This window comes from Bacteroides sp. 1001136B_160425_E2 (genome assembly GCF_015559655.1).
In the GTDB taxonomy this organism is placed as follows: domain Bacteria; phylum Bacteroidota; class Bacteroidia; order Bacteroidales; family Bacteroidaceae; genus Bacteroides; species Bacteroides luhongzhouii.
This window is the reverse complement of record NZ_JADMQH010000013.1, coordinates 120,748-137,614: the sequence shown is the minus strand read 5'-3', so window position 1 is coordinate 137,614 and position 16,867 is coordinate 120,748. Positions and strand designations below refer to the sequence as shown.

Genomic DNA, 16,867 nt, shown 5'->3' with positions numbered 1-16,867 from the left:
TGGTTTTTCAACTTAACAACCAAATAAAAGAAATGCGGGTGAATCACTTCGGCCGATTCTTATGTATGGTGGTTCAGGAGTTTGCATAACTATGCATCCCGCCAAGAACATAATTCACTCCGAAATAAGTCATTAAGACTGTAAGGAAAGCAAGAATCATATAAATATGGAAAAATAAAGGCTTGCGGAAAATGCGCAGGCTTTGTGAATGGAAGGCTGCTCCATATACAAGGAAGGTAATCAGCGCCCATACTTCTTTCGGGTCCCACGCCCAGTATCTTCCCCAGGAAACGTTTGCCCAGACTGCTCCCAAAAAGATGCCTGCCCCTAAAAAGAACGTCGCAGGATAGAGTAGCAAACGGCTGACTAGCGTCAACTGTTCTATCCGGTTATCTTGTCTGTCGTCATTTTCAGAGACATTGTTTTCCGGCTCTTTTTTTCGGAGACATAATGCCAGTATTCCGTTTAGCATGATAAATGCCAATAGGGCATAAGACATCATAATCAATGAAACATGAATGCTTAACCACGGAGAGACGAGCACCGGCATTAATGGCGTTATCTGCGGATTCATTTGTCCCAGGTAAGAGACTAACAACGCAAAGCCGGAGAGCAAGAATCCGAATGGAAGTACGAATGAGAATCTTCGATGGAGCAGGCAGGCTACCAAGAGGATGCAGAGTGCCATAAACTGCATGGTTTCGTAACCGTTGCTAAGTGGAATGCGTCCGCCAATATACCAACGCAGGCAATATCCTGCTAAATGGAATATGAAAGCAAGATAGAGCGCAACAGAAAAGAACGCTCCTGCTGTGCGGGTAATCGCTTTGGCTTTCGGTGAGAGTACCCTTCTTCGCAGGCTGTACTGAAGCAGAAGCAGGAAAGACAATACTCCCAATGATAGATTAATCATAAAAAGAATCTTGCTGAACGGAATCCGGTTGTAGAGTAGTTCGGCTTTTATTTCCAGTTCGGAGAGTGGTTGCACGCTGCCATCAGTGGGTAATGGCTGAATGAATGTTCCTTTTTCCAGCATCAGGATCAATCCCACTTTTTCGTCCGTTTCTTGGATGGCTTTGGCGAGTTTGCTACCTTTTCCCTGTTCTTGTTGCCAGGTTTTCTGAAGACGGTAGACCGGACCGTCAAATAAATCGGTTAATCGGGCGTAAGGTGTCTGTAAGTTTAGCAAATGCTGCAACTCTGTATTTTTGATGTATATCAATGGTTCATTTCTCCATACTTCCGGATAGAGTAGCCAGCCACCAATTACCTGTTCAGGCGTCAAACCTTTATATGAAGCTTTGCCTGTCAATTTCTGAATGAAATCGCGCGCCAATGTATTGAATGGTACTACTCGGTCGTGATAAATGACCTGTTCTTGTGCCAAACTGTCTGCTTGTACCCGTTTCAGGGCCGGGAGAAGTTTTTTTTGTGCTTGCATACTACCTGCAAGACAGAAGAGGAACAATAGAAATACACCTCCTTTTTTCAGTAGCGGGTGACTTAGCAGGCGTCGGAAATCGCCATAGCGGGAAAATAATAACCAGATCATGGAGATACCGAGCAGAACATATCCTGCATACGTAACTCCCGTACCCCACGGGTCATAATTGACAGTCAGCCAACTCCCTTTTCCATCATCATCGAAAGATGACTGATAGAAACGGAAACCTTGTAATGTAAATATACGGTTCATTGAAATCTGTTCGTGTGACAGAACATCTTTTTGTCCGGGAAGAGAGTAGGTGATATAACTGATGTAGTCTGCCGGAGCTTCAGTTCCGGGATAGTATGCTATACGAAAACTATCCAGCTGTATTGTGAATGGCAGGTCGGCTTCTCTTCCGCTTTCCGACTCCTGAAAACTACCTGCCGTCACTCCCGGCAGTAAATGTACGTATCCTTTTTTACTGCCGGTAAACGTAATCATGGCCCCCACCAGGATAACGAGGAGGGAGCCATGAAACAACAATATGGGGAACCGTCGCCATAAAGCACGTCGGATGAGAGCAACAAGTGCAATTGCGGCAATAACTCCCCACAAACAACAAAACCAGCATGTATGATATATATTTCTCTCTACAAAATCTGTCCCATACGCTTGCTCTACAAAAGTAGCTGCAGCGAGTAGTCCCACCAGACAGATATATAAGATAATAAGTAACCTTTTCAACGGTATAATCTTTTATGATTTAAAATGGAGCGTACCCCTTGTTCTTACATTCTTTCACTCCCATACATTCCATCTCAATCAACCATCCGGGGCGACATACCGGAGCATGAACAAATACTTTGGGAGTGTGTGGGAAACGTTGGTCATACATTGCTTTAACGACTGCATAGTCGGCTATATCACGCAAATATACAATCATTTGTCCCAAATTTTCAAAAGTGCATTCTGCTTCTTTTAGCAGGGCTTCCACATTTTCCCACATCCGTTCTGTCTGTTTGCGAATGTTGCCGGGATATACCACTTCGCCTTTGTTGTTGATGCTTGCCGTACCCGAAATAAATATCTGGCGGCGGTCGCCATAATCTACATACGTGCCACGTTCAAAACTTACTCCATATTCATAAGTCGGATTCAGGTGGGTAGGTGCATAGAGAAAATGAATCTGTTCCGGTTGTAATCCTGCTACGGCATAAGTATCCATTTGTACCAGTACTTTCGGATCGGCATGGCGACCGCCGATACCGGTGCTGGAAATGTAATGTGTTTTTTCTGTCAGGTTTTGGGTAACGAAAACTTCATTACGCGCTTTCACTACTCCGGCATAATTCACGTCTACATTTTGTACAAAGAACCATGTGCGGATACAATTGTCCGCCAGTCTGCAACCTTGCTCCATGAGTTGCATCACATAGTCGTTCAATAACAGGCGGGTCTGGTATTCCGAATTGGCGGCACGATTGAATGCGCTACCACCCCAAAAGTGGCGGTAGGCACTGTGCTTCACCTCGAAAAGCCCGTTATGCAGGACTTGCGTCTGTACGTCAGTCAACAGATAGGCCCATAAGGCAATCTTGGTTCCGTCCAGCGGGGGCTGTTCCACAATGGAAAGCGTGCAGTCCGAACCTTCAGTTGTCAATGCCAATAGTGTATCTGCCTGATTGGCGGCGTCACTTAAGAAATAGCGTTTGAGGATGGCGACTGCTCCTTTCAGTTCTTGGGTAAGTAAATAGTCGTAAGTGTTTAATACTGCATTCAGTTGTTCTTCGTATGTATCTTCCGGTTTAGTAGAATGAATGATGATGTGATACTCTGAAGCTTCTCCTCCTGCATCGTATTTAAAAATCTCTGTTAGTGTCTTTTCAGACTGAATATTCTGTTGTTTTTTGTTGTTCATATCAATTGTATAATAACTATTTATTCTTGTGCGCCGTTATTGATCCAATCGTCAATAAGGGTCAAAATAGGGGATGACAGTATTTCTTTAGAGTGATCGTATCCCCAAGTTGAACTAATAGTGGTATTCAATAATGTATGCAATACACTTTCTTGTGCACTGCCCGGTTTGACAAGTAACATACCGTCTACTTTCTTTGACGGACGGTTGACGAGTGCCTCATAGCTTTTGCCCTCTGTCAGATACAGGTTGCCTGCTGCCGAACTACCTCCACCATGACAGTGGGCACATGTAGTATTAAATACTTTTTCCTGAATGCCATGATACATACCTGCATCCACAGTTCCCACATCCATAAGAATAGTGTCGTCAACTGCCGTAAGATCGTCCATTGACCGAAAGCTGATTACTCGTTTTCTTAATCTATTAATAACGCATAACTCAATAGTGGTTACTTTGTCACTGACTCCTGTCATGGTTACCTGAATCTCATCATTTTCGACCGCCGGAATTGTTTTTGTGACAACGGCATACTCGCTCTCATCACTGAAGCCTGCCACTACAACACTATAACCATCGGGCCATTTATTGATACCACTGATTCTTCCGCTCATTTTCAATGTGCGTCCTTCTTCTGACAGGGTCTCTGTTTTTTCATAAATACGTCCGTCATCACATGACGTGATATATGCCAATAACAGTAGACAGCCACCGAAAAGAATGTATTTTTTCATAAACAAATCCTTTCTTGTGCTATTTAGAATGTATATTGAAGTAGAATACTGGCCGAATGTACTGCCAAACCTAAATCATCGTTATCCCGATCGAGTTGGGTGTCATGACCTTTGCGGGCAATATACTGGTACATAGCTTGTAACTTCAAGTTGCAGTTTTTGAAGAAATAGTTCATGCCTACGGCTGGCATATTCAGGAAACCATTGGTGTCCATTCCGTTACGATTGAAGAAATCATAACGTGCGGCTGCCTGCAGGCGGGGAGCTATAAAATAACCACCTTGTACATAACCGCCCAGGTAATTATATGACTCGGAAATCTTTTGTCTTTTTGTAAAACCTACATTCATATAATAAACTTCAGCACCCAGATAAAGTTTGTTTTTTAGCATTGCAAACTCTAATCCCGCACGATAATCATTGGTACTTTCATTTTCACTTTCTACATTAATAGAAGTAGAAATACCAAACATAATTTTGTCTTCATTCAGCCTGTTCGGATTTCCCTGTGTGGCAGGCATCACTCCCTTCGGCATATAAGTGAAACGTCCGGCATACAGTAAAGACGGAATGTGCCAGTCATCGCTGAATGTCTTTGTCGCGGTGTTGACAGAAGCGCCCGTACCATTGAACAAACCGATTTCATACCCGAATTTGTCAGCCACTAAACCGTGAATCTCTACCCCTAAATCGAATCCGGTGCCAATGTTAGGTGTTACCGCATTCAAGGAGTAGGGGAGGATAACGGGAGCAGTGAGTGATACTGGTAAATTGGGTAACAATGTTTCTCCCAGTGTTGTCAGATAGGCATGTGAGAACGGAGTCTTGAATTTACCGACCCGGATGGCAAATTGCTTTTTCAGCTGAACATCAAACCATGCCTGTTGAAGTAATGCGCCTCCGCTGGCTGCCGCATTGATGGAAAGGTTGAAAGACACTTTATCGAAAGCCTTTCCGGTGAACCCGAGTACAGCGTAAGGAACGGAAAAACCGGAGTTGGCTATGTTATCCTGATTATATGCCTTATCTAGTCCTTCATCGTCGTACCAATTGAAGTTTGCACTGGTTTGTACGAGCAGATAGGGTTTGAATACGAAATCTCCCTTCTTGGTTTCGATCGTGAATCCTTCTCTTCCAGCCAATGATACTACACCATTTTCTGTATCTTCTTCATGTTGCGCCATTGCAGCCAAAGGCATGATGGCAGTCAGCATGGCAATGATTATAAATTTCTTCATAATTGCTTTGTATATACTACTTTTAGTTTAAAGTGAATTTAAAAATGCGATCAGCGCATCGCGGTCTTCTTTACTCATGTTTTTAAATAAGTTCTTCGATGCTTCTCCTTCTCCGCCATGCCACATGATAGCTTCTGTCAGATTGCGGGCACGGCCGTCATGTAGGAAATAAGTATGCCCGTTGACCTTTTCTTGCAGGCCAATTCCCCAAAGAGGGGTAGTGCGCCATTCGTTTCCACGTGCCAGGCCGCTTACGTAGTTGTCATTCAGCCCGACTCCCATAATTTCCGAACCCATGTCGTGTAACAGATAATCGGAATAAGGGTGAATGGTCTGACCGCCCAGCCACGGGAGTTGGGTATTGTTTAATAACACAGTACCGCGTGGTTTGGTATGCAGGGTCGTCACATGACAAAGATGACATTTGGCTTTATAAAAGTTTTGTTCCCCTTTGATTACTTGCGGATCGTTTATATTACGCCGGGCGGGTACGCCGAGACTCTGCATATAGAGATCTACATTTTCCATCTCTTCTGTGCTGACATCCAACTGGTCATAAGAAAGTCCCATCATGCTGCCTTGGTTGACTTGCGTTTGTCCTTCGCAGATTTCTTCCGGATAGCGGCTGTTGGTAACACCCATATCACTGGAGAATCCTAACTCTACCGTTAAATCGGCATGTTGGGCTTTGTTGCCGGACAATCCCAGACATCTTACTCCCCGTTCGGTGATGTAATTACATCGTCCGCTGATTCCATATTCGGGATAATTGCTTTTTGCTGCGAGTGCTTCAATTTCAATGGGATCTAATGCCATCATCTGTCCCATACCTACGTGGCGTAATGGAATACGTACGGTGCAAAACAAATCTTCCGGTTTGATCTCTTCGGCATACCATTCGGATATGCTATACTGCGGTTTGCAAAGCGTGTAGGCTTCTCCATCAGGGAAAGAAAATGTTTCGTAAGTGTATTCTACGGATAGTTTGCCTTCCGGTTGTACTCCGTAGATTGCCTGGTCATGAAGCACACGGCCATAATCCTGAAAGAAAGCTCCGTTCTTACGGGATATGTAAACCAGCATGGAGGAGAAACCATAGCTGCCCGATCCGCCCTCTGTCCATAAAGAGGGTTTAGTGCGCCCTGCATTCCGGTGGCAGCTGCCGCACGAGTAACCGGCATAAACAGGTCCGAGACCGCCACCATGCCCGTTGTTGCTTGTACGTACATCGTCATATAGCCTGTCGCCTCGGGTGAAGCGTACGTCATATGCTCCTGTTATCCAATCTGCAGGCGTATCATAAGCAACGGATGAACTCAAGAAAATGGTTGATGTTCCGGCTGACAGGGCATAGCCTTCCGGGATTTCGATATCCAATACGCCAATTCCGTCGTCATCACAGGCTGAGCATGCCAACAGGCAAAAAATAGAGAATGAATATTTTAGAAAGTGATTCATTGTTTATTGACTTTATTTCAATAATATGTTTTAAACATACCAAAGAAGTAAAGGTGGATGATTGACTTCCAACCTTTACTTCTCAATAATATCTTAGCTAAGATAAGTCTTTATTGTACTTTACGTGGTTCACCGTTTTTGTAGAGAAGGAATTCTAATGTGTGGAAACCGCGTACATTCTGTGCCGACTCAACAGCGGCTTCATCATCATTTTCATTCCATTCAAGATCACTCCAGCTTTGAGAATTCAGAATTTGCACGATGGCATTCTGGTCTAAAGGCCAGCTGTCCATGTTAGGATCAAGTCCCATCTCGTCTACCGGACCGAACAAGAAGGCTTCGCTCTTTTCCCATGGCTCACGTGCGGTGATCCAAGCTTCACAGGCTTTATCGAAAGCACTATTTGACGGGTTGTCTGCAAGAGCTATTACTGCATTGTAGAGAGCATCGTTCTTTTCTTTCAAGCTTTTATAGGTAGGTACTACTACTGCATCTACATATTGCATTACCACAGGATTCAGTACGGCGTCGGTATTGATGTTGTTGGCATTATTGGCAATATAAGATTTTAAGTCATTCTTCAATATACTTTCCAGTTCGGCACAAGCGTCCATTGCTGCTACTGTTTCATTACTGGGTATATGATTACGGAAAGGTTGCGGAATATCCTGAATGGCTTTTGCCGCTTTTTGAATGGCATTCTTTACATTAGTATCTAAGGATGGATTAACACCGGCGACTACAGTTGATAAAGAGTTAGCATTTATACTGCCGTCTAAAGAACCGTAATACGCATTCCGGATGGAGTAAATGTTGTTTGTATAATCATCACGTGAATGCCAGCTGTACCAGGATTCCACAGCGTACAATGCTTCTTCTGTATTTCCCGCTTTGTATAAGTTGTACGGATCACCAATCTTGGCGGTACCGACTTCGTTGGCAATTTCCGCGCATTTATCTACGATTTCTTCTACACAGCTCAATGCACTTGCATAAGGAGAACCGTTATGAGCCTTAAAGAGAGAAGCATAACTGTCGCCTCCTTTATAACTTGAGTTCCATGCGTTATAAAGATTGGTTGCATCTGTTTTTAAAAGTGCTGCTACATTTCTCATGTAGTTATGCCAGCTTGATGCGTTTTCAGAAGTGTAATCGATGTTAGCAGGATCTACTGTCGGGTTGTCATCGTCACTGCTACAAGAAGTAGTTGTAAATGCTAATCCCCATATGAGGGCTGCAACATAAAAGAATTTTGTTTTCATCATATAAAAATTAAATAATTGATTATTTGTTATTTCTTGATAAACCATCCTATATAGGCTATTCCAATGGAAAATTCGTTTTCACTGTTATATGCTTTTGAAACGCCAAAAACTTTGTTGGTACCAATCTGACGGGTGGCATAGTCAGCTTTTATCACTAAGTTTGGCAACGCATACCAATTTAATCCCGCTGTCCACATACTTACTTGGCAGCGTTTTTCCATCGTTTGCCCTTTTTCTCCTTTTTCTTGTGGATTGTAGTATTCATAGCGGGCAAATGGATAGATAACCGGAATCTTTTTATTGCCTCCGAAGACTGAGCGGATATTGATACCGGCTTCTGCTGCATAGCTTACAGCATTCTTAGCTACCGGTGCCAGACGACTGTACGGTGATTTATTGGATAACTTGACATTTGCTTGGCTCACTCCCAAAGAGTTTCCTAAATTTCCATATAAAATATTACCACGTGCCGTTACATATTTATTGCGATATTGTGCATCTGCGGTGAAGATTCTTACCGGAATTTTTCCATAGCTTGAATAAGTCTGTTCCTTGTCGGAATTGGCTCCTGCATCTGCGCAATAATAGAATGAGGCACCTACACGTAAGCCGGGAACTCCTTTATAGTCCAAGCGGAATACATATGCGGGAGAAGTGAAATTATCTTCTTCAAAAATTCCCTGTTTACCACTGCCTACCCATGTATTGCGATCGAATCCGTTAGGGTTCAGACCTGCTACAACCATAGCTTGGTAGTCAAAACTGGCATAACCTTTTCCAAAGGAACCAAAGATTTCCAAACCATTTTCATGCCAGGTAGAGGGCAGAAGGGTGGTTTCACCCTCCGGACGTGAAGTTCCGAAGAAATTGATCGGTTCATGGTGTGCGTTGGTCAGTCCTACCGGAACAATAATATGTCCGGCACGCACGTTGAGGGAGCGATGAATCAAACGTGTGATGTGAAATTGCTCAATAGCCACTTCTCCTCCTTTTTCAACTTCGGTTTCGTATTCACCGTTTTCGGTGTTTTCTAATTCGAAAGCTGTACCTGTTCCACCGGATTCAAACTCAATCTCTGCACCGAGTATCCATTTGGAATTAAACTTATAATCAAAAGCTAAAACGAAACGGGGGATTGAAATGGTATTCCTGTTTTTCTTTGGATTACCATCGTTTCCTCCATAGAAACGGTTGATGCCATAATCTTTAAAATTAGCGACCATTTCACCATATCCACCAAAACGGAATTTAGTATAATCTTCTGTAGAAGAAGAATTACTATTTTTGGAAATTTCTTTTGTCTCCTGTGCTGAATTTGAAAGAGAAGGCAGGAGACATAGAATAACGATTGCGGTTATTTTTCTCATCTTTTTAATAATTTTATCGGTTGCAAAGTTAGATGAGGTTAAAAAATGTGGCAATACCTAATACTAGGCATAGTTATTTCTTAAATTCAGTATATGTAGGTAATTTGAGACTAAAGAGTAAAAGAAAGATAAGTATTGAGAGAATAAAAAAGACAAAGGTATATATTAGTGTGGTAATTTTTACTGATATATACCTTTGCCTGTTGTTAATGTGTAGAGTTGTCCTTCTTGTTTATTTCATCATCGCTTTTGTTTGTATTTGAGTGAATCGTTTCCTTCACAACCAGTCTTTTTGGATATATCTACCATCAGGAAATTGCTCTTTTCAGAAACGATCCGACTCAAGACAAACTACATACAAACAAAGCTAAACTTATGCTAAGGTTATTGCTTAAACTGCCATCTTTATACCTTCTTTTTTGCTGCAATACCGTTTGCACTGCTGGCAGAGGTCATATCCCAGCATGGCCCCCAAAATAAAGTCTTCTTCGGCTGTCAGTTGATTTAAGGGGCGGATGATGATATGCCGCATGGCTTCCATACATTCAGGCTTTCCAAAGAACAGGTTGATTTTATTGGTGCCTACTTCCTGTATCATATAACTGATCTTTTGATTATTCAATCGGCGGATGGCAAATTCTTCGTGCTCTTTACTCATTGTATAAAGTACCATGTTGCGTACGCCTTTCTTAAACTCATAAATGTGATTAAGAAAAATCCGGATTTCGCCGGGGATGATTCTTTCAGTTGCCATGATGCAAAGTATTCTTTTTATGTTAAGGTAAAATTAGCTGATTTCTTGTTTCACTTGTTCAACCCATGCGCTGATACGTTCGTCTGTCTTATTGTCTTCATTGACTTCGTCAAGCGGAAGCCCTACAAACTTGCCGTCTACAACAGCGATAGAAGAGTCGAATGTGTAGCCTGCGGTGTCTGTTGCTCCACAGAATTTACAATGGGTATCTTTCAAGTCTTCATAAAGAATACCTATTGCGTCACAGAAAGTGTCGCTATACGAGTCAGAGTCGCCGCAACCGAACAGGGCTACAGACTTATGAGATAAATCGCATTTTTTTAAAACTTTTACTCCATCATACCAGTCGTCCTGAAGTTCGCCTGCTCCCCAGGTAGAAGAGCCGAGCACCAATACGTCATATTCATTGACTAATGCCTCTGTTAGTTTGGAAACATCAAATACATGTGCCGAGGGTACATCTAATTTTTCTGCAATTCGGCGGGCAAGGTCTTCTGTTGTTCCGGTTGTGGAACCATAAAATACACCAATTTTATTCATCTTTGATTCGTTTTTAATGTAACGCTGCAAAGATAGAGGGTCTTGAAGAAATAGGAAATCCCCATTTATAATGGAAGATTTGTCTCCTTCTCATTATAAATGGGGATGTATGGAATAAAAAATAGTCGATATTTTTTAATGGTGGAACAAGCGGATGCCTGTAAATGCCATTGCCATATTGTATTTGTCGCAAGTTTCAATCACATGGTCATCACGTACGGAGCCACCCGGTTGTGCAATGTAGCTGACGCCACTCTTATGTGCGCGTTCTATATTATCTCCGAATGGGAAGAATGCGTCTGATCCTAAAGCTACGCCTGTCATTGTATCCAGCCATGCCCGTTTTTCTTCACGTGTCAGCACTTCCGGCTTTTCTGTGAAGAACTGTTGCCAAACACCGTCTGCCAATACATCGTCATAATCCTCCGAGATGTAAACGTCAATTGTGTTGTCACGATCTGCACGACGGATTTTCTCAATCCATGGCAAGTTCATCACTTTCGGATGTTGGCGTAAATACCAGATATCCGCTTTGTTTCCTGCCAGACGCGTGCAGTGGATACGTGACTGTTGACCTGCACCAATACCGATCGCCTGTCCGTCTTTGGCATAACATACCGAATTGGATTGCGTATATTTTAAAGTGATTAAGGCAATGATTAAGTCACGTTTTGCATCAGCAGGGATTTCTTTGTTTTGCGTAGGCATCTCTTTCAAAAGACTCTCATCAATTTTTAATTCATTTCTTCCTTGTTCGAAAGTTACTCCGAATACATCTTTGTGTTCGATAGGGGCCGGACGGTATGCGGGATCTATCTTTATTACATTGTAAGTCCCTTTTCTTTTATTCTTCAGAATTTCCAGCGCTTCGGTTGTGTAGTCGGGGGCAATTACGCCGTCGGACACTTCACGGTTGATAATACGTGCTGTTTCTTCGTCGCAAGTGTCGGACAATGCGATGAAATCTCCGTAAGATGACATACGGTCTGCGCCACGTGCACGTGCGTATGCTGTGGCCAATGGGGACAGCTTCATGTCATCTACGAAATAAATCTTTTTCAGCGTGTCGCTCATTTCTACCGCAACGGCAGCACCCGCAGGGCTGACATGTTTAAAAGACGCGGCAGCCGGCAGTCCGGTAGCTTCTTTTAGTTCTTTCACTAATTGCCAACTGTTGAACGCATCCAGCAGATTGATATAACCGGGACGTCCATTCAATACTTCGATGGGGAGTTCTCCTTCTTTCATGAAGATACGGGCAGGCTTTTGATTAGGGTTGCAGCCGTATTTCAGTTCGAGTTCGTTTGCCATTTTATTAAATATAAAATTACGAGTTACTAATTACAAATAGATAGCGACAAAATTACTAAAAAAAGACTAGCTTGCCTAAAGTTGTGCCACAAAATAGTAGCATATAATTAGTATTTGCTAACGAATGAGGGCATAAAATACCTATAAATGATGATTGTATTTCAGCAAAATATTCCGTTTCTTTGCAATCTCTAATATATAATAGGTATGATGGATAATTTACAGAAATACAAGCCAACTGATAAGATGATCGATCTCATCAGCGATAATTATTCTTTGTTGCAAGTGATGAGTCGTTTTGGACTTTCGTTGGGATTTGGTGACAAAACAGTCAAAGAAGTTTGTGAACTAAATGGAGTGGACTGTCGGACCTTTCTGATTGTTGTCAACTTTATGGCCGAAGGCTTTTCCCGGCTTGATGGGGATAAAGATGATATTTCCATACCTGCATTGATTGATTATCTGCGGCAGGCGCATATTTATTTTCTTGATTTTTCTCTTCCGGCTATTCGTCGTAAACTGATCGAGGCAATCGACTGTTCGCAGGACGATGTCGCTTTTCTTATTCTCAAGTTTTTTGATGAATATACGCGGGAAGTGCGTAAGCACATGGATTATGAAGAGAAAACCGTCTTTAAGTATGTCGATTCATTGATTAAGGGAAATGCTCCCAAAAACTACCAGATCAGTACCTTTTCCAAGCATCACGATCAGGTAGGGGAGAAGTTGACAGAACTAAAAAATATCATTATAAAATATTGTCCTGCCAAGGCAAATGAGAATCTTCTGAATGCGGCTCTTTTTGATATATATGCTTGCGAAGCCGGACTGGAATCTCATTGCAAGGTGGAGGATTATATTTTTGTTCCTGCTATTCTGAACTTGGAAAGGAGGATGAGGGAAAATGAAAAATAACGAAGTCGTTCGAATTGCTATTGCAGAAACTTCTGTGATTATTCGTGGTGGATTGACTGCTGCATTGAAGCGTCTTTCCAACGTAAAAGTGCAACCGATAGAATTGCTGTCTGTTGAAGCTTTACACGATTGTGTCCGGACGCAATGTCCTGAGATGTTGATTGTCAATCCTGCTTTTGGTGATTATTTTGATGTCGCTAAATTCCGGGAGGAAATATCCGGTAAAAGGATACGTTTAATAGCCCTGGTTACTTCTTTTGTAGATGCTTCATTGTTGGGTAAGTATGATGAGTCTATTTCAATATTCGATGATTTGGAAACTCTTTCCAAGAAAATAGCCGGTTTATTGAATGTTGTTTCTGAAGAAGAAGAGATGGATAATCAGGATACACTCAGTCAGCGGGAAAAAGAAATCGTCATCTGTGTGGTGAAGGGGATGACGAATAAGGAAATAGCGGAAAAGCTGTTCTTGTCGATTCATACCGTTATCACGCACCGGAGGAATATTAGCAAAAAATTGCAAATACATAGTGCTGCCGGTTTGACTATTTATGCTATTGTAAATAAGCTGGTTACGTTGAATGATGTGAAAGATTTATAGCCTGCGAAAGTGTTATAAAATACAAAACCGTTTGCGCACACGAAAAATGTTCGTACCTTTGCAAAGCAGTTGAGAAATTGCTGTTAGTTTATAAAGGTAAAAGAAAATATTAAAAAGGTATTAGATTAGACATTTAAGGTATTAAAAGTTTTTTAGTTTATTCAATAGGATAAGTTTTTAATAGAAGGTAAAAGGATAACAATAGGTAAGAGGTTTTTAGGTAAAAAGAAGATTAGTTTTCAGGAAATTTGAGGTACTATGGAAAAGCCTTTTGGCTTTTCTGATGTAGTGGCGAGTGGTTCTATAAAAAGAATTAGCTCGTTTTTTTTATGTATACAGCTTTAAGTATGTTGCAACATAGTGGGTTGAATGGAAAGTATTATTTAGCTATATAATAAGGGCTATCGGCGAATATTTTCATTGGGTCTTGTAGTTAGGGAGGAGAATAAAAACAAAATCCCGACGAAATCGCTTCGGCAGGATTCTATTTCATTTTTTACTTAAATGTGGCTACGTAATAAAATTATGACTAATTAATTCAATTCTGATACTGCAAAGATAGTGCGTTTCAGTATGTGTCACAATCACCTTTATGAGGTATATTATGTAGTGGTTCTCACTATTTATAGTTAGTAACAGGTGTTTTCTCTACTTTTTTCCACTCTTTAGTCTCGAAATCATATGCTTTTATGATTCTTGCAGGGCATCCGGCGCATATAGAATAAGGTGGAACAGAATGACTGACTACGCTCCCGGCAGCCACTACGCAATGTTTCCCTAAGGTTACTCCTGGTAGAATGACTGAGTTGGCGCCTACCCATACATCATCTTCAATGATAACAGGCAGTGTGCTGACTCCTTGTTCATCAATCATCTTTTCCGCATCCTGGTAATTGTGGTTGAGTCCTGTGACTGTTACATTCTGTGCCAGGTTGACGTGGTTGCCGATATTAACCGGACCTATGATTGTATTTCTTAATCCGATGCGTGTATAATCTCCGATTGTTAAATCACCAACTGCATTGTTCAAGCAGGAGAAATCTTCGACAACAGAATATTTTCCCAAGAAGAACCGATTGAAAGGAGGGAGGTCTTTGCGGACACTCCGGTAGATAACAGAGCCCTTTCCACGTTTCAGGTATATGAAATCGAAGAGCCGTATCCACCAGTGGGGGCGAGTTTTAACGGGATGCATGATGAAACGATGCACAGTCTGTTTCAAGCCGGGGTTTTCTTTAATTCGCTGTTTAAGTGTTTTTTTCTCCATATTGAATGTTTTTTCTTCTTTTTGTCCTCTACCAGGTAATCAGGGATTGCCAAGCTGTAAGTAATAAATAGGCTGAAGAGTGCAATCCACCATCCGAATGATAAGGTCCAATTATATACGGTTATCAACGAAGCCCAAATGCTTACGAAGATACATAATTTAAGTGGAGAAGGTGTCAATTGTTGCACGATCCGGTTGCAGAAACTCCAGTTTCCTTCAAATATGGAAGGGAGTAAGTAGGAAGTCGTTTTCCGGATACGTTTTCGATAAGGGCAGACCGGAGCGGATTGGCAGTACACAATTACGTCCGGCAGATAATCAATGTATATATTCTGCCGGAATAACTTTCGCTCAATATTGGTTTTAGAGCTTTTCATATTCTTTTGCAGCCATTTCAGGTCGAGTGCCATATTGGTCCCAAGCAGATGGGATGATAGGCCGAATTGTGTATTACCGGCTCTGCAAAGGCTGTTTTTTATTTCTTCACGTATGGCACGGAAGCGATTACGGAAACCTTTGCGGTTTTCTATCACCGTATGTAGCTGGATGGCTTGTATACCGGCATCATAGGCATTGTATATCTTGTCCAGAAATTGCGGAGATAAAGCGGAGGCTGTATGAGACAGAAAGAGAACCAGGTCGTAATGCTCCTGGTCTAAACTGTTGATTGTCTGATGCAGATCGTTGTATGTGATAAACTCGTATGATTCTTCTTTATAAATATCCGGAAGAAGGCACCCTTCCGGAACGAGAATAGCGCAACGATATGTTTTTTGAGCTTTAGGATAAGTGATATGTTTGAAATGTGAAGCTACGGCCATCACAAAGAGGTATAGCAGCAAAAGCCCTGTACAGAAGAATACCAGATCATCTATTATGTAGATATAAGAGTCTATCATCAGAAAGGAGATTATACGTTCTCTTTTTGAATGAATGCAGTAACTGTTTTCAGAATAATCTTTATATCCAACCAGAAAGAGAATGTCTTTGCATAGGTGATATCCAATTGCTTGCGTTCTTCCGCAGAGAGTTTACCGGCTTCACCTCTTTTCTCTACCTGCCATAAACCGGTCAATCCGGCCGGACCCATGAAACGGTCGATGTGCTCATCGCTTGTCAGCAGTTCGGCTTCATAGAGTGGGAGAGGACGGTTGCCTACTATTGACATATCACCCTTTAAAATATTAATAAGTTGGGGTAATTCGTCAATACTATATTTACGGATAATGCGTCCTATCTTTGTTATTCGCGGGTCATTTTCCAATTTAACGAAAGCATTGCTTTTTTCCTTGGACTTCTTGTTGATGTAGTCTTCTTCAGAGATTACGAAATCGTCTGATATCAGGAGAATTTCTTCTTCATCGGCTTCTTCATTAATTTCAGCTTCCGGTTCTTCTCCCCAAATATCTTCATCTTCCTGTTGATACTGGTTAAGAGCATTGAAATCCTTTAAATGCTTGTCGGCATCAGTGTACATCGAACGGAATTTAAGGAAGTCGAATATCTGATAGTTACTTCCTACTCGCTTGGATTTGTAGATAATGGGACCCTTGCTTTCTGTCCGGATAGCTAATGCAGTAAATATTAAGAGTGGAGAAAGGCATAATATCGCCATTCCCGAAAAGAATATATCAAAAGTTCGTTTCCATAAAGGCAACCGGAAAGCATTAATATTTTGTGCTTTAAGTTGAAGCGCCTTTATTTTCTGATCTTTTCTTCGTTTAAGGAAAGTCGATAAATCCTTCAAAGCCTTTTGGCTTGTTTCATATTTGATTGTATTGTTAATGCCGGCTTTAAGATATTCGGATGCTTCTTCCTTAGACAAGGAATCGATGACGAGTATCATATAAAGCCCCGGATATTTTTTACGCATGTATTGGATATCTGCAATATCTTTGGATAAGTTCACCTGTTCAAAAAATAGGGCAGCGTCATATTTTTCGCGTATTTTCTCCAATACTTTGACAGCTTTGCTACAATTGGGTGCAGCATAGAATACTCCAATACTTAATCGGGAGAGTAGTTCTATTGTTTTGCTATCTCTGCCTATATAAACAAAATATTGCATGT

The 16,867-nt window shown here is 41.6% G+C and carries 15 protein-coding genes; 2 read left to right on the top strand and 13 right to left on the bottom strand.

From position 1 onward, the window contains the following. Nucleotides 1–73: 73 nt before the first annotated feature. The 10 genes from ccsA to I2I04_RS14455 all read right to left on the bottom strand — a co-directional run bounded on the left by ccsA (nucleotide 74) and on the right by I2I04_RS14455 (nucleotide 12,014). Nucleotides 74–2,173, bottom strand: a complete 2,100-nt coding sequence (gene ccsA, locus I2I04_RS14500; protein WP_008640653.1) for a cytochrome c biogenesis protein CcsA — start codon at nucleotides 2,171–2,173, stop codon at nucleotides 74–76. Nucleotides 2,174–2,192: 19 nt separating this feature from the next. After that, nucleotides 2,193–3,347 carry a Rid family hydrolase gene (locus tag I2I04_RS14495; RefSeq protein WP_195655318.1) on the bottom strand — a complete coding sequence of 385 codons (1,155 nt, stop codon included), beginning with the start codon at nucleotides 3,345–3,347 and terminating at the stop codon, nucleotides 2,193–2,195. 20 nt (nucleotides 3,348–3,367) lie between these two features. After that, the gene (locus I2I04_RS14490) at nucleotides 3,368–4,081 is read right to left on the bottom strand and encodes a hypothetical protein (protein WP_143259881.1); all 714 of its coding nucleotides are present in this window, start codon (nucleotides 4,079–4,081) and stop codon (nucleotides 3,368–3,370) included. Nucleotides 4,082–4,104: 23 nt separating this feature from the next. Further along, the gene (locus I2I04_RS14485; RefSeq protein WP_117684299.1) at nucleotides 4,105–5,319 is read right to left on the bottom strand and encodes a porin; all 1,215 of its coding nucleotides are present in this window, start codon (nucleotides 5,317–5,319) and stop codon (nucleotides 4,105–4,107) included. A 27-nt stretch (nucleotides 5,320–5,346) separates the two neighbouring features. After that, the gene (locus tag I2I04_RS14480; RefSeq protein ID WP_008640649.1) at nucleotides 5,347–6,777 is read right to left on the bottom strand and encodes a di-heme oxidoredictase family protein; all 1,431 of its coding nucleotides are present in this window, start codon (nucleotides 6,775–6,777) and stop codon (nucleotides 5,347–5,349) included. A gap of 110 nt (nucleotides 6,778–6,887) precedes the next feature. Then, nucleotides 6,888–8,042, bottom strand: a complete 1,155-nt coding sequence (locus tag I2I04_RS14475; RefSeq protein ID WP_008640647.1) for an imelysin family protein — start codon at nucleotides 8,040–8,042, stop codon at nucleotides 6,888–6,890. A 26-nt stretch (nucleotides 8,043–8,068) separates the two neighbouring features. Further along, nucleotides 8,069–9,409 (bottom strand): hypothetical protein, encoded by a 1,341-nt coding sequence (locus tag I2I04_RS14470; RefSeq protein WP_015530947.1) that lies wholly within the window; start codon nucleotides 9,407–9,409, stop codon nucleotides 8,069–8,071. Nucleotides 9,410–9,800: 391 nt separating this feature from the next. Beyond that, nucleotides 9,801–10,163, bottom strand: coding sequence for a DUF2023 family protein (locus I2I04_RS14465; protein WP_195655317.1), 363 nt, complete (start codon nucleotides 10,161–10,163; stop codon nucleotides 9,801–9,803). A 33-nt stretch (nucleotides 10,164–10,196) separates the two neighbouring features. After that, a complete protein-coding gene (gene fldA, locus I2I04_RS14460; RefSeq protein ID WP_195655316.1) occupies nucleotides 10,197–10,703 on the bottom strand; it encodes a flavodoxin FldA in 507 nt (168 codons plus the stop codon). 135 nt (nucleotides 10,704–10,838) lie between these two features. Next, a complete protein-coding gene (locus tag I2I04_RS14455) occupies nucleotides 10,839–12,014 on the bottom strand; it encodes a phosphoribosylaminoimidazolecarboxamide formyltransferase (protein WP_008640643.1) in 1,176 nt (391 codons plus the stop codon). Nucleotides 12,015–12,224: 210 nt separating this feature from the next. On the opposite strand from I2I04_RS14455, the gene I2I04_RS14450 reads away from it, so the two are divergent. Next, nucleotides 12,225–12,929 (top strand): hemerythrin domain-containing protein, encoded by a 705-nt coding sequence (locus I2I04_RS14450; RefSeq protein WP_032841758.1) that lies wholly within the window; start codon nucleotides 12,225–12,227, stop codon nucleotides 12,927–12,929. Beyond that, entirely contained in the window at nucleotides 12,919–13,530 is a 612-nt protein-coding gene (locus I2I04_RS14445; RefSeq protein WP_008640641.1) for a helix-turn-helix transcriptional regulator, read from the top strand. The genes I2I04_RS14450 and I2I04_RS14445 overlap by 11 nt, the downstream gene beginning before the upstream one ends. A gap of 619 nt (nucleotides 13,531–14,149) precedes the next feature. On the opposite strand, the gene I2I04_RS14440 is transcribed toward I2I04_RS14445, so the two are convergent. The 3 genes from I2I04_RS14440 to I2I04_RS14430 are packed head-to-tail and all read right to left on the bottom strand — an operon-like array spanning nucleotide 14,150 to nucleotide 16,865. Then, the gene (locus I2I04_RS14440; protein WP_195655315.1) at nucleotides 14,150–14,797 is read right to left on the bottom strand and encodes an acyltransferase; all 648 of its coding nucleotides are present in this window, start codon (nucleotides 14,795–14,797) and stop codon (nucleotides 14,150–14,152) included. Next, complete coding sequence (locus I2I04_RS14435) at nucleotides 14,749–15,696, bottom strand: glycosyltransferase family 2 protein (RefSeq protein WP_195470976.1); 948 nt, start codon at nucleotides 15,694–15,696, stop codon at nucleotides 14,749–14,751. The genes I2I04_RS14440 and I2I04_RS14435 overlap by 49 nt, the downstream gene beginning before the upstream one ends. A gap of 11 nt (nucleotides 15,697–15,707) precedes the next feature. Next, nucleotides 15,708–16,865, bottom strand: coding sequence for a sugar transferase (locus I2I04_RS14430; protein ID WP_195470978.1), 1,158 nt, complete (start codon nucleotides 16,863–16,865; stop codon nucleotides 15,708–15,710). Nucleotides 16,866–16,867 lie beyond the last annotated feature (2 nt).